This window comes from Acidobacteriota bacterium, assembly GCA_016703965.1.
In the GTDB taxonomy this organism is placed as follows: Bacteria; Acidobacteriota; Blastocatellia; order Pyrinomonadales; family Pyrinomonadaceae; genus OLB17.
In genome coordinates, this window is the sequence record JADJBB010000021.1 from 2,050,808 (window position 1) to 2,065,892 (window position 15,085).

The 15,085-nt window shown below is 54.7% G+C and carries 6 protein-coding genes and 1 pseudogene; 5 read left to right on the forward strand and 2 right to left on the reverse strand.

Annotated features, from left to right (window positions below; all coding sequences use genetic code 11):
• Window positions 1-36 precede the first annotated feature (36 nt).
• The 3 genes from IPG22_16135 (at window position 37) to nagA (ending at window position 7,945) form a co-directional block, all read left to right on the forward strand.
• The gene (locus tag IPG22_16135; protein MBK6589819.1) at window positions 37-2,709 is read left to right on the forward strand and encodes a DUF1343 domain-containing protein; all 2,673 of its coding nucleotides are present in this window, start codon (window positions 37-39) and stop codon (window positions 2,707-2,709) included.
• 278 nt (window positions 2,710-2,987) lie between these two features.
• Window positions 2,988-6,707 (forward strand): carboxypeptidase regulatory-like domain-containing protein, encoded by a 3,720-nt coding sequence (locus IPG22_16140; protein ID MBK6589820.1) that lies wholly within the window; start codon window positions 2,988-2,990, stop codon window positions 6,705-6,707.
• A 77-nt stretch (window positions 6,708-6,784) separates the two neighbouring features.
• Window positions 6,785-7,945, forward strand: coding sequence for an N-acetylglucosamine-6-phosphate deacetylase (gene nagA / locus IPG22_16145; protein ID MBK6589821.1), 1,161 nt, complete (start codon window positions 6,785-6,787; stop codon window positions 7,943-7,945).
• Here nagA and IPG22_16150 read toward each other — a convergent pair.
• Window positions 7,938-10,682 (reverse strand): hypothetical protein, encoded by a 2,745-nt coding sequence (locus IPG22_16150; GenBank protein ID MBK6589822.1) that lies wholly within the window; start codon window positions 10,680-10,682, stop codon window positions 7,938-7,940. The two genes, nagA and IPG22_16150, sit on opposite strands and share 8 nt — an antisense overlap.
• 103 nt (window positions 10,683-10,785) lie before the next feature.
• Window positions 10,786-12,293: pseudogene (locus IPG22_16155) on the reverse strand (sigma 54-interacting transcriptional regulator).
• A gap of 265 nt (window positions 12,294-12,558) precedes the next feature.
• Here IPG22_16155 and IPG22_16160 point away from each other — a divergent pair.
• Window positions 12,559-14,052 carry an ammonium transporter gene (locus tag IPG22_16160; protein ID MBK6589823.1) on the forward strand — a complete coding sequence of 498 codons (1,494 nt, stop codon included), beginning with the start codon at window positions 12,559-12,561 and terminating at the stop codon, window positions 14,050-14,052.
• A gap of 79 nt (window positions 14,053-14,131) precedes the next feature.
• The gene (locus IPG22_16165; GenBank protein MBK6589824.1) at window positions 14,132-15,067 is read left to right on the forward strand and encodes an RluA family pseudouridine synthase; all 936 of its coding nucleotides are present in this window, start codon (window positions 14,132-14,134) and stop codon (window positions 15,065-15,067) included.
• Window positions 15,068-15,085: the final 18 nt, after the last annotated feature.

A 15,085-nucleotide genomic window follows, 5' to 3' on the forward strand; every position in this document is an offset into this window, starting at 1 on the left:
AACCACAGATAAACACAGATGGACACGGATAAGAATTTGTTAAAGCCGCAGTACCTCCGCAACCGTTTCAGCCCGATAAGACTCGCGTTTATTACAAACGCCATTCTTATCTGTGTCTATCTGTGTTCATCTGTGGTCAATTCTTCCGGCCAAGGATTGCCCGTCGCTCTGCCTCAGGCCGTCGGGATGAATGCGGCGAAGTTGAATCAGATCGACGCGATCGTTGAGGCTGATATTGCGGCCAAGAAGCTGCCCGGTGCTGTCGTGCTGGTCGGGCACAAAGGTAAGATCGTTTTTCGCAAGGCTTACGGCAACCGTTCGCTTGTGCCGACAGTTGAGAAGATGACGGTCGATACGATCTTTGACCTGGCATCGCTCACAAAGCCGATCGCGACCGCGACGTCGATCATGATCCTCGTCGAGCAAGGCAAACTGCGGCTCAGCGACACCGTCGGGATGTACATCCCCGACATCGACGACCCGAACGCAAAACGTATCACTATCCAACAACTCCTGACGCACACCTCAGGCTACGCACCCGATTTCGACCTCAAAGAAAAATGGACCGGCCGCGAAGGCATGCTTGCCGCCCTCAAAAAAGAAAAGCTGCGAACCCCGCCGGGGACGAAATTTGTTTATTCGGATATTGGGTTTATCGTGCTTGGGGAGATTGTTCAACGACTAACTGGAAATGAAGTTGGACCAGGAAGTTTTCTTTTTACGGGGGACTTACCCCCGTCGACAGGTGGCTTTGCAAAATCGTTTGGGGAATTTGCTTACCGCGATGTCTTTGAACGGATTGGGCTCGTTCAGACGAAATTTAGACAGCCAGGGATAATCTCGCCACAAAGCCTCACTGCCAAGGCCAACCCTAACCCGAGTTTTGCTACAGATCCGATTACATTTCAAACCATCGCCGCGACTGAGAATATCCGAGGACAACTCAGTTACTTAGGTAGCGAGTTTAAGGGCAACGATGGATTAGGTAATGTGATACTCAAGGGATTCGTCCACGATCCTACATCAATTCGAATGGGCGGAGTCGCCGGCCACGCGGGACTTTTCTCAACCGCGGATGATCTCGCACGCTACTGCCAGATGCTCCTGAACGGCGGGACGTTGGATGGGAAGCGGGTGATGTCGGCTCAGACTATTTCGCGGATGACTGCACCGATCGTCGTTTCGGAGTCGGGCGATGCTCGCGGGCTTGGGTGGGATATTAATACTTCGTTCTCGTCGAATCGCGGCGATCTGTTTCCGCTTGGGTCGTTTGGGCATACGGGTTTTACGGGGACGAGCGTATGGATCGACCGGGTTTCACAGACGTTTGTCGTCTTCCTCTCGAACCGCGTTCACCCCGACGGCAAAGGCGATGTCGGGCCGCTTCGGGCAAAGGTCGCGACGGTCGTAGCTTCGGCGGTTGAGGATACGCCGAGAGAGAAATTTGAGCAGGCCGAGGCACAGTTTAATACGGCGGTCGCGGCTCAGGTTCCGCGATTTAGGGAATCTGTTGCGGCGGCTCGTCCGGCGGCACCGGCATCGGCAGCCTCGCCGGTGGCGAGCAAGCTGCTCGCCGCTCCAGTCATGAACGGAATCGACGTTCTCGAACGCGATAAATTCAAACAGCTCGCGGGCCTTAAGCTTGGCCTTGTCACAAACCATACCGGCCGCAATCTCGCTGGGAAGCAGACGATCGACATTCTGAAGGAAGCTCCGAATGTGCAGCTCGTTTCGCTCTTCGCACCGGAGCACGGTATTCGCGGTGAACTTGATCAGGACAAGATCAACGATTCCAAGGACGAAAAAACCGGCCTGCCGATCTATTCACTCTACGGCGAAACGCGACGACCAAAGCCTGAGCAAACGGCGACGATCGATGCGTTTGTCTATGACATCCAGGACATCGGGGCGAGATTTTACACCTACACCGCGACGCTCAAAAACGTGTTGGAAGAGGCCGCGAACGCCGGGAAGCCTGTCTTCATCCTCGACCGTCCAAACCCGATAAACGGCAATTCCGTCGAAGGCTCACTCGCCGACGAAGATAAACTTTCATTCATCGCCGCCCACACGACGCCCGTCCGTTACGGCCTGACCATCGGCGAACTCGGCCAAATGATGAACTCCGAGCGAAAGATCGGTGCCGATGTCCGCGTCATCAAAATGGAAGGCTGGTCGCGTTCGATGTGGTTTGACGAGGCGGGGCAGACCTGGATAAATCCGTCGCCAAACATGCGTTCGCTGACCGAGGCCACGCTCTATCCGGGAATCGGACTGCTTGAGACCACAAATGTCAGTGTCGGCCGCGGCACGGACACGCCGTTCGAGGTTGTCGGGGCTCCGTACATCGTCGGTCAAAAGCTCGCGTCGTATCTCAACGGTCGAAACATCAAAGGCGTTCGTTTCATCCCGATCCGCTTCAAACCCAACGCCTCGGTTTTTAAAGACGAACAGCTCGGCGGCGTAAATATCCTGATCACCGACCGCAACGCACTTGATTCGTTTCACTTGGGAATCGAGTTCGCCGCCGCTCTGCGAAAGCTCTACCCAACCGAATGGCAGGTTGATAAATACGCCCGTTTGCTCGTCAATTCAGAGATCCTCGACCTGGTAAAGCGCGGAGAAACGCCAGAGAATATCGAAAAGGCCGCGAACGTCAAACGAGACGAATTCAACCGGCGCCGCACCCCATTCTTGATCTACAAATAGCATTCCGCTTCCGAAAAAGCGGTTAACCAAAATAAATAATATTCCGGAACTCGTTGGGCATCATATTTGCCTTATTAATGAGTAGTTTAGAGTCATGGACGACTCATAAATTCACTTTTTCGTAACAACCTGTTTAATATCAACGGTTTCGCCAGATCCGCCGTATGCCGTGAATCTCGTGCGATAACGAAAATTTGAATAAATGTCCATTAACGTAAATAATTTTTATGGATTGCACTGATCAAATTTCAAGAAAAACCCAAAGAGGAAAAGAGAATATGCGCATTAGAGCTTTGATCTCCGGTCTGTTAACCCTTGCTGTCGTCGCTTGCCTTAGCACCGCGATGATCGCCCAGGAAGTCACCGGAACTATTGTTGGAACAGTCAAGGACGCGAACGGAGCTGTTGTTTCCGGCGCCACAGTCGTGATCACGGATACCGCTAAGAAGGTCGTTGTCAGAACGATCATGACCAATTCGGATGGCGATTACTCGGCACCGAATCTGTCGCCAAGCGAATACTCGGTATCCGTCGAGGCCCCGAACTTCAAGAAATCCGTACAGACGGGCGTCAAACTCGATGTAGGCCAGCGTAGATCGGTTGATATCAACCTTCAGGCCGGAAACGTAGCTGAGACGGTCACTGTTGAAGCTGATCGGGTAGCGATCGATTCGACCTCGGCTACGGGCGGCACGATCATCTCAGGTGATCAGGCTCGTGAGATCCCGGTCAATAATAGAAACTGGGTCCAGCTCATTACGCTCGCCCCTGGCGTTTCAAATGATCTCGCCGATCAGGTTTATGTCGGTACGACCAATCCTGACGGTCAGGCAAACACGATCAACATCTCGGTCAACGGAGCCCGCAGCAGCCAGAACACGTTCACTGTTGACGGTGCTGACGTAACCGACCGTGGTTCCAACATCACGATCCAGGCGTATCCGAGCCTCGATTCGATCGGTGAATTTAAGGTCCTTCGCTCGCTCTTCCCGGCAGAATCGGGCCGTAGCGGCGGCGGTCAGATCAACGTTGTCACGCGTTCGGGCGGCAGCAAATTCAGGGGAAGCGCATTCCTTTTCTGGCGTAACGAACAGTACAATGCGAACAATTACCTGGTTAATTCAACTACTGGAACTCCGGCATTTGGACGAAACTGCTTCCCGGCTGACGGGCTTCCGAATTCGGACGAACGCTGCCAGGCCCGCCGAGCACCTTTCTCCTACTATAACTACGGCGGCACGTTTGGCGGCCCAGTCTATTTCCTCGATTTTGGCGAACGGGGACCCGGCGAACCATACTTCAGAAAGTATGATCGCACCTTCTTTTTCTTTTCGACTGAGCGTCGCCGCGACCGAAGATTTACATCACCGATCACCACGACTGTTCCGGACGCCTTCCTGAAGAATGGTGTTTTTCCAGTACCTGTTTGTATCAACCGAACATATCTTAGTGAAACCTGTACTGGCTCTAACATTCTCGCGGCGGGCACACCGATCCCAGCGGCAATGATCAACCCGGCAGCTCTCGCTTATCTCAACGGCGTTTACAGAAAGCTGGCAAACCCAAATAACCCGAGTGTATCAAATCCGTTCGCTCTCGTTGACCAGATCCCGAACGAAGCTGATTTTCGACAGGAACTGATCAAGATCGACCACAGCTTCAACGACCAGTGGTCGATGTACTATAGATACCAACAGGACAAGATCCCGACACTCGACGGTAACTCGCTCTTCTCGAGCGGAACTGGATTGAACGGTGTTTCAACGACCTCGACGAACTCGCCGGGCAAGACGCATACCTTCCAGACAACGTATGCCGCCAGCCCGACGCTGATCTTCGAAGGCCGTTATAATTATGGTTACGGAGCGATCCTTAGTCAGAACGTCGGACTTTTAGCCCTTTCGAACACGCAGGTTCCAGTCACTCTGCCGTTCGCAAATCAACGCGACCGTATCCCGTCGATCAGCGGAAACGGATTTACCGGCCTCGGCAGCTTTGGCCCGTATGACAACTTCTCGTACAAGCATAACTTTACGGGCACGACCACTTGGCTTTCGGGTAACCATGCCGTTAAATTTGGCGGCGTGTATTCAATTTATCGCAAAAATGAAAATGCACTTGCCGGCGTCAACGAGGGCAGTTTTACTGCTTTCCCGGCGACGCGTCCGGCAGGCACTACCCTGCCGATCAATTACACAACTCCAGGCGGTGTCGTACTTACAAACGCTATCACGACAACGGTGGCTGACAACCTTCAGCGTTGGGCTAGTTTCCTGGTAGGAAACGTTTCAAGCTTCTCGCAGGCGAGCTTTGATTACACGGCTGATCTGCGTCAAAAGACTATCGAGGCATTCGTTCAGGATGAGTGGAAAGCCAAAAGCAACATGACCATTTCAGTTGGTCTACGATATTCGTATTTTGGTGCTCCGTGGGATAAGAACGGCCGCCTTTCAAATTTTGATCCTGCAATGTTTAGCGCAGCGAGCGCTCCGCTGGTAACCGGCGCGGGAAATAGAATTGTCGACCCGACAAGGAATTTCTGCAGCGGTATCTTCGTAAACGAACAGAATTATGCGACGGCGGCTAATAACTGTACGCCGACGCTTTCGCCTTACGGCAAATATGTCATTGACGTTTCGAAAACGGATTTTGCTCCAAGAGTTGGCATTGCGTGGGATCCGTTCAAGAAGGGCAAAACTTCGGTTCGTATGGGCTACGGCATGTACCACGAGCAGGTCTTGAACGGAACATTCCTTCAGAATATTGGTGTTAACCCTCCGTATCAGATCACTGCAACTGCATCGACCACGAGCCTAAACAATCCGGCGGCGAATTCGGCAGTCGCCTCGGGCGTCACATCGCAGAGCTTGCGGGCAGTCCAAGCGGATTGGAAGACGCCCTACATGCAGCATTGGACGCTCGATGTCCAACAGCAGATCACGAGTAAGACTGTAGTTACGATTGGTTACGCTGGTTCGAAGGGCACCCACTTGCAGGGACTTACTGAATTGAACAGTCTTCCAGCTGGAAAGGCTCTCGCATCAACATGTGCTCCGGGCAACAACTACACTGGTCAGGCAGCAGCCTTCACGCCGGTTGCCTGCCAGCAGGCCGGTTATGCGTTTCGAAACTCAGCGACCACGGCGGCTCAGGGAAATACGAACGTTGTTGGCACGACGGCGTTCAACGATAACCTGATCCTTGACCAAATCCGTCCATATCGCGGTTACCGTTCGATAGCGATCGTTCAGCCTCGGTATGATTCGAACTACCACAGCCTTCAGATGTCGGCAACCCATCGTCTCGGCGTAGGTTCACAGATCGGAGCAAACTACACGTGGTCCAAGAATCTGACGACGAGCATCAACGACCGCTCCACAGCGCCGCAGAATGCGTATGATATTCGCAGTGAATATCAGCTGGCTGCGTTTGATCGCCGCCACATTCTTTCCGTCAATTATGTTTACGAACTTCCGTTCTTTAAGAAGCAGCAGGGATTCGTGGGCAAGATGTTTGGCGGATGGCAGTTCAACGGGATCGCGACTTATAACTCAGGGTTGCCGTTCACGGTGACGACCTCGTCTTACGATGCTGCCGGTCTTGGAATCCTGAATACGAACCCGTCAGCTCGGCCTAATATTACTTGCGATCCGAATCAGGGCGGAGCCCAGACACTGCAGCAGTGGTTCAATACGTCGTGTTTCACCACCAACCCCGCACTTGTCACCGGAGTCTTCACTCCGGTACCGAATACGGTCGGTAATACGGCGAGAGGAAACGTCACGGGCCCGTCAACGGTCAGATTTGACCTGACCGCAGTCAAGAACCTTCGTTTCGGCGAGACCTTCCGGATTCAGTTGAGAGCCGAGGGCTTTAACATTTTCAACAATGTTAATTTCCGAGGTTTGAACACGAACGTTTCGCTCGCGAGCTTCGGTACTGTCTCAACGGTACGCGATTCGAGAACGATGCAGTTTGGTGCCAAGGTCTTCTTTTAAGATCTGAGAATGTTCTACTTTTGGCCCGCGTCGGATCTGTTCGACGCGGGCCATTTTTATTTGATAGATTGAAGGTTATGAGTTCAAAGCGATTGAGAATTGATGGGCAAGATATTGAGGTTGCGAATGGGCATTTTGTCGCGGCGAATGGTAACGCAAGATTGGCCCTCATAGAGACATCCGGTTTGACTGTTATTCCAGGCTTCATCGACGTTCACAATCACGGGGCGGTTGGGATCGATGTGAATGAGGCGGACGTGGACGGGCTGCTCCAGGTCGCGGCGTTTTTAGCGACTCGCGGGGTGACGGCTTGGATGCCGACGCTGGTGCCGGATTCGGATGAGAACTATCGGCGTGTGATCGGCGCGATCGATGAACTGATGATCGTGCAGGAAGGGAAACCGGTCGCACAGGTTGTCGGTGTGCATTACGAAGGCGTTTTTGCGAACGAGAAGATGTGCGGGGCTTTGCGGCCGGAGTATTTTAAGAGTGGGCAGCGGGCTCCCACCACCCCGTCAGCCGAAGCGGCTGCCACCCCTCCTCAGGCAGGAGGGGAGTTTTTAGGCCTTCCCAAGCTCAAGAGCGGCGTTCACATGACGACTTTGGCTCCGGAGATCGACGGTGGGATCGAGTTGATCGAGGCTTTGGTGGGGGACGGCTGGATCGTTTCGATCGGGCATACTCGGGCGGGACATGAGACTTTGGATCGTGCGTACGCGGCCGGTGTGAGGCACATAACGCATTTCTTTAACGCCATGACCGGCGTGCATCATAGGGAAGTCGGTGTTGCCGGCTGGGGGCTTGCGAATGAAGGCGTGACCTTCGACATCATCGCGGACGGTATCCATGTTCATCCGGACATGCTCCGCGTCGCGTGCCGTGCGAAATCACCGGACAAGGTTTCGCTCATCAGCGATTCCGTCGCTCCGACGGGGCTCGGCGACGGCGAATTCCAGCTTTGGGGCGAAACGATCTCGGTCGTCAACGGCCGTACCCGCAACGAACGCGGCAGCATCGCCGGTTCCGTCATCGCCATGGACGATGCGGTGCGAACGATGCTCTCGGTTGGTTTTTCGGCGAACGAGGTCTCCCAAATGTCATCCACAAATCCCGCCAAACTCCTCGGGCTCGACAACACCCGAGGAACGCTCGACATCGGCAAACGAGCTGATCTTGTCGCTTTGGATCAGGACGGAAATGTCGCTTTCACAATGATCGGCGGAGAAATGGTCAGCTAACGATCTTATCGAAAACCTCACGGATCGCCAGACGGTGAAATGTCAGCTGCTCGAGCAGATCAGATTCGGAGTTAAGCTTCATTCGTCGGGCTATGTTTGCCAGAGCGGTGTGATTCGCCAACGGAACGCGGGTCGTGCGGCCAACCGTCAGCCGCAGATCGTGGTCGAGGGCGGAGAGAAATTGATAACCCGCAAATATCTCCCGGTGCATCTCCTCGCTGAGCGATCCGTTAGCCTTCAGGCGTTCGAGCATGTGCGTGGTCGAGCGGTCACCGGCTTCGTCGGGGACGTTATCTCGAAGCTGCAGATACCTCATAGCAAAGTAAATATCCAGCATCCCGCCGGAACCGTATTTGATATCGACCTCCGAGCCTCGACGGAGATTCGAGCGTTCGTTTTGCAGAGCGAGGCGAACCCGCCGGGTCTCTTTCTTGAGCTCATCAGGGTCGAGATCCAACGCCCGGGCATGTATCAAGCGGCGGGTCTCGTTCTCGACCGTAAAGCCAATGCTTGTGTCGCCGCCGACCGCACGCAGCTTTACGAAAGCCAGCATTTCCCATATCGCCGCCGTTTCCGACATATAGCCCAGAAATGCGTCGATCGACATCGCACTCATTCCCTTCGAGCCGAACGGGCGTAGCCGCAGATCGACCCGATAAAGATTGCCCTCGCGGGTCATCGACGAAAGAGTCGTCGAAAACAGTTCGACCGCCCGGCTGTAAAATTCCGCCGCCGTGACGTCTCCCGGAAGCAATCGAGCCGATTCGCGCGAAACCCGCTCAACCTGTGGGTCAAAATAAACAACGACAATATCCAGGTCGGAATCGTAATCCAACCCGCGGCCGCCGAGTTTGCCGAGTGCCAGGATCGCCATATCCAGGTGAAGGTCGGAGGCTCGATAGCGGTTCGCCATTTCATCACGAACCACGCGAAGCGCCGCCGCGATACTTGCTTCCGCGAGAGCAGTTTGCAAACGCTTTGCCTCGCGGATCGTGATCTTCTCAAAAATATCGCGGACCACGATCTCCAAAAGGCATCGCGACCACGTTCGCCGCATCGCCGAAAGGCGACCGCCAAGTTCACGTTCGGATTCGACCGCGTCCATCATTTCGCTTACATAGTCGGTCTCGTAAAACTGGGATTCGGGGTCGGGAAGCTCGGCGGCGAGGTCAGGGTTAGCCGCAACCATCGCCGAGAAATGGGGTGAAACGGCGGTTAGGCGATCGAGCACTGTCACGCTCTGGCCGCTCGTATCGAATTCAACGTCCGATTTCTCGATCGAAGCCATCACGTGCGACAGGGTCCGTTCCTGAATGTCCGGCACCTCGTTCATTTCGATCTCGTTAGCGGTCCCGTCGTCGATCTCGCCAAATACGCGTCCGAAAATACGACTGACATTAGATGTGTGGTTCTTGAGTTCGGCTTCAAAATCACCGCCGCCGCCCGAGAACATCACCCGGCGGGCAAGCACGCCGCGTTTCTCAGGATCATCGGGAATGGTGTGAGTCTGCACGCCGTTCTTCATTTGGAGCACGTGTTCCGTGCGGCGAAGAAATTCATACGCGGCTGAGAGTTCGGTCAACTCGGTATCGCTGATATGCTTTCGATCGGCAAGCCGAGCCAGGCTGATGAGTGTGTGCGGGCTGCGGAGCCAACTGTCGCGGCCGCCGTAGGCGAGCTGCAAAGCCTGAGCGAGAAACTCGATCTCGCGGATCCCGCCGCGTCCGAGTTTGACGTCAAATCCACGCTTGTTGATGTTTTCGAGATCGATCCGCTCCTTCGAACGCCGAACGTTTGCGAGCGCAGTCGAAACGGTCTCGCTTCGCGGGAAGATCAGATCCTCAACCTCACCGTAAAATTGCTTGAAAAGCTCGACGTCGCCCGCACTTCCACGCGAACGGATCAGCACCTGACGTTCCCATGCCCGGGCTTCGGTACGATAGTATTTGACGGTGTCGCCGATCGAGAGTGCGAGTGAGCCCATCGAACCGTGCGGCCTCAGGCGGAGATCGACGCGATAGGCCGCTCCTTCGCCGGTCTGCTGGCCGACGAGTTTGACGATGTATTCCGAGAGTTTTACAAAGTATTCCCGGTTCGTAACCTCGCCTTTCGAGCCGATGCCGGAGGTTTTGCCCTCGTCGGAATACAGGAAAAGAAGATCGATGTCGGACGAATAGTTCAGCTCTTTTGAACCGAGTTTTCCGAGTGCCGCGATGCAGAATCTGGCTGTGATCGAGCGGCCCTTTTCATCCTGTTCCTGCGGCATCCCGAAGCGGTTGTCCATCTCACGCCGGGCTTCTTTCAGGGCAGCTTCTAAAATGGCGTCGGCGAGATTTGAGATCTCTTCGGTGATCTCCGCGATGGTCGCGAGGCCTCGGATGTCACGCAAATATATCCGTATCAGCTCGCGGCGGCGGAACCGCGCATACAAGACCTGCGGCTCCAGCTGCGAATTTGTAAGGGCGAAGCGGGCGAGCGACTCTAGCAGTTCGTCTTTTCCGCGAACACGCGAATCTATCCTTTTACGGTTAAGCCACCAAAAATAATCTGGATTTTGTAGTAGTGTGGTCGCGAGCAGAGGGCTAAATGATACGAGCGTAAGGATGTCCGAAAGGAGGCCTTCGCTTTTGGTCAGCTTGGTCGCGGCCGCAGGATTTGCATCGGTCAACTGCCCGAGAAAGCGCCGCGCCGCCTCGGGATCGGGCAGGTCGCGGATGAGTTGTTCGGTTCTGGGCATAAGATCCAATGCAAAAGCCCGCGCGTAAGCAGGGGCGTGATTCGATCCGGCGCCTATGATTCGCCCTTGCTCACGCGCGGGCTTTGGCATCCTGAGGCCGCATTTATCTGCGGAATCGTTTCGGATCGATCGTGTACTTTCTTATTTTATAGCCCAAAATGCGTTCGGTCGAATCGAGCATGATGGCAGCCTTGGCAATGTTGCCGCGGGTTGACTTTAAAGTGTCCTGGATCAGGTCGCGTTCGAATGCCTCGACTGCCGAGGCAAGCGTCATTCGAGTTTCCGTTCCACTGATCTCAGCCGTCTGCAAAGTCGGCGGCAGGTGATGGCCGTGAATGACGTTCGAATCGCAAACGATCACGGCCCGCTCGATCACATTCTCGAGTTCGCGCACGTTTCCGGGGAAATGATACGCCGTCAGCATGTCTATCGCCGGCGTCGAAATTCGGCGTACCGCCTTTTTGTGCTCGCGTTCGTACTTCTCGAGAAAATGCTCCGCCAAAAGTAGAATGTCCGACTTTCTCTCACGCAGCGGCGGCAGAAAGATCATAAAGACGTTCAGCCGGTAAAAAGATCCTCGCGAAATGCACCAGATGCGATCTCTTCCTCGAGATTCTTGTTGGTCGCCGTGATAATGCGGACGTTGATCTTAACCGTTTCGGTTCCGCCGAGCCTCTCGAATTCGCGTTCCTGGATTACGCGAAGCAGCTTGACCTGCGTCTGGACCGGCAGATCGCCGATCTCGTCCAGAAAAAGCGTTCCGCCTTCGGCGAGTTCGAAACGCCCTTTCTTTTGCTTCGCTGCTCCCGTAAATGCACCTTGCTCGTAGCCGAAAAGCTCACTTTCGATGAGCGTTTCAGGGAGGGCCGCACAGTTTACCTTGATAAAGGGGCGTTTCGACCGCAGGCTGTTGTAATGGATGGCGTGGGCGATCAGCTCTTTTCCGGTGCCGCTCTCGCCGCGAAGCAGGACCGTGGCATTCGAGCGAGCGACCTGTGCGACCTGATCGTAAACCTGCCGCATCGGGCCGGAATTGCCGATGAGATGGCTAAAATCGTACTTCTCACGCAATTCCTGTTTGAGGTGCGAGTTTTCCTCGAGCAGCTTGCGGCCTTCTTCGCTGACGATGCGTTCGACGCGGATAGACTGAGCAAACAGAGCGGCGATGGCCTTTAGAAGCTTGATCACCGAATCCTCGGCAACATTCGCCGCAGGCGGAAAGCCTACCGCCACTAGCCCCACCGTCGAACCCTGCAAAACGATCGGAACTGCTGCCAGCAAACGGGTTCCGGAACCGAACGCCAGAAAGCTTAACACCGGATCCTCGCTCAGATCATCGATAACAAATGGTGACGACATATCAAGTATTCGCCACAAGCTGCTCTTGATTATTCGTTCTTCCAGCCGTCGAAAGTCCGCCGCTCCGAGTCCGCGTGAGGAAACGATGTCAGCCAGATCACTGTCCCGGCGCCGCAAAGCAACAAATCCGATCTGTGCGGTCAGGGCACGCGCCACGTGTTCGATCACAACACCAGATCCGCCGCGAAAGCCCTCGGATTCGGCCAGCGTGGAGGCTGCTTTTGATATGAAATCTAGCTGATCAACTCGCATTGTTACAAAAATGTAAGAAATATTCGGCTGTTTGTTATCGACGCGTTGATTATATAGTCAAAACTACTCCAAAACCAAGAATCACCCGTTCGCTCAGTGACAAAAACGTAAGTTAACCGCATAAATCTTACAAATATGTCTCAAAAATAACTCCGGAAACCGCTCCAAAACTTGAGTAAAACACAATAAGACCAGTAAAGACAGTGTTTACGGCAATTAGCGTGCCGATGGCATAGCTTTTGCACTTAAAGGGCAAAACACACTTATGTATACATTTAGCAATCTATATCGCAACTCCCCGAAATTCCTTTTGGCGGCGTCGGCATCGCTGCTCTTGTTTTCGCAGACAGCATCGGCGGACGAGGTTGCTGATCGGATAGCGAAACTCGAGGCGGCGGCAGCGACCGCTCAGGGTTCGGCGGACAACGCCTGGGTTCTGATGTGCAGTGCACTCGTGCTGCTGATGACGATCCCGGGGCTTGCATTGTTCTATGGCGGGCTGGTTCGTCAAAAGAATGTGCTCTCGACGATGCTCAAGAGCCTGATCTCGGTCGGGATCGTGACCGTTATCTGGGCGTTCTTCGGCTATAGCCTGGTCTTTTCGGAAGGGAATTGGTTCATCGGCGGGCTCGACTTTGCATTTCTTCGAGGTGTCGGAGCTGAACCGAACGCAGATTATGCCGCGACCATTCCGCAGCAGACGTTCATGATCTTTCAGCTAATGTTCGCGATCATCACTCCGGCTCTCATTACAGGAGCGTTCGCCGAGCGAATTCGATTCCCGGCCAAGATCGCGTTCACATCGCTTTGGACGATCGTCGTTTACCTTCCGCTCGCGCATATGGTGTGGGGCAAGGGCGGATTTTTGAATGCGGTGCTCGGCGGCAGCATTCCGGCACTCGATTTTGCAGGTGGCACGGTCGTACACATTTCGTCGGGCGTCTCGGCACTTGTTTGTGCTCTATATCTCGGCAAGCGGCTCGACTATAAAAATGAACCGACAACGCCGCACAACTCGGTGCTAAGCCTGATCGGTGCCGGTTTGCTCTGGTTCGGATGGTTTGGATTTAACGCGGGAAGTGCTCTTTCGGCAAGTTCATTGGCTACTAGTGCATTCGTGACAACGCACTTCGCAGCGGCAACTGCGATGCTTGCGTGGACGGTGATCGACTGGTTCAAGAGCGGGAAGCCAACGGCGATCGGTGCGATCTCGGGTGCCGTCGCGGGCCTCGTCGGCATCACGCCCGCAGCGGGATTCGTTACGCCGATGTCAGCCCTGCTGATCGGCCTCGCATCCGGAACGATCTGCTACATCATGGTGGCAAAGGTCAAGCATATCTTCGGTTACGACGATACTCTCGACGCATTCGGCATCCATGGCGTCGGAGGAACGGTCGGAGCATTGCTCACCGGCGTTCTGGCGACCAGCCTGATCAATCCGATATTCAAAGACGCGGCGGGCAATCCGCTTCCGGTCGGCGGCATCGAGGGCAACTGGATGCAGGTCGTCAACCAACTCGCCGGAATCGGCATCGCTGTCGCTCTCGCACTGGTTGGAACATTGATCGTATTGAAGATAGTCGATCTTGCGATCGGGCTTCGCGTTACCGAAGACGACGAGATCAGCGGCCTCGACGTATCGCAGCACGGCGAGATCGCCTACGCGTACGAGCCGGATTCATATCCGCCGAATATCATTGCTTCGTACGAAGCACAAGAGGTCTCCATTGAGAAGACAATGGTCGCGACGCCCGGCTAAGATCGGCTCTTATCGGGAAACTCCTTAATAGAGGGAAGGCGGGAATTCGCCTTCCCTTTTTTTACGCTACAATTTAGGTGTGATCGAACGCGTAGAAATAGTTGTAGGCCAGCCGCATTTTAAGATGCGTTTAGAGGATTTTCTTCTAAACCATTTCGACAGCCTCAGCAAAATGTATCTCCGCGACCTCGTGAAAACCGCCGCGTGCGAGGTGAACGGCCGTCACGAGAACATCGGCTACAAGCTAAAACCGCAGGATTTTATCGAGATAACCGTCGACCGCACCCGCGGGACCGCGATGCGGGCTGAGAAGATCGATCTCGACATCGTCTTCGAAGACGACGACCTCATCATCGTCAACAAACCCGCCGGAATGCTCGTCCACCCATCCCACCGCGAAAATAGCGGCACGCTGCTGAATGCGTTGGCTCACTATCTGAATCAAGGATTTTTAACGCAGGGGCGCAAAGACGCAAAGGGGCAAAGCACTCAGGAAATCGAAGGCTCCCGACTCCCGACTCCGGTCTCCCGTCTCATCAGGCCCGGCCTGATCCACCGCCTCGACAAACAAACCTCCGGCCTCATCGTCGCGGCTAAAAACCCGCGTGCTCACGCCAAGCTTTGTAATCACTTCATGAAGAAACGCGTCGAAAAGCGCTACCTCGCCCTCGTCGACGGCATCGTCGAGCAAGACGAAGGCACCATCAACGCCCCGATCGGCCGCGATGCAGACCTAAAACTCTGGATGGTAAAACAAGACGGCAAACACGCCGAATCCCGCTTCTGGGTTCGCGAGCGTCACGCCGACACAACCCTCCTCGAACTAGAACCCGTAACCGGCCGCACCAACCAACTCCGCATCCACTGCGAACTCCTCGGCCACCCCATCGTCGGCGACGTCCAGCGTGGCGGCCGCGAATTCGAACGATTATGCCTCCACGCCTACAAACTTGGCTTCCAGCACCCATCGGGCACGGGGCAGGTTAGTTTCGAATCAAAACCGCTCGGTTTCTAATGAACTGAATAGACAACT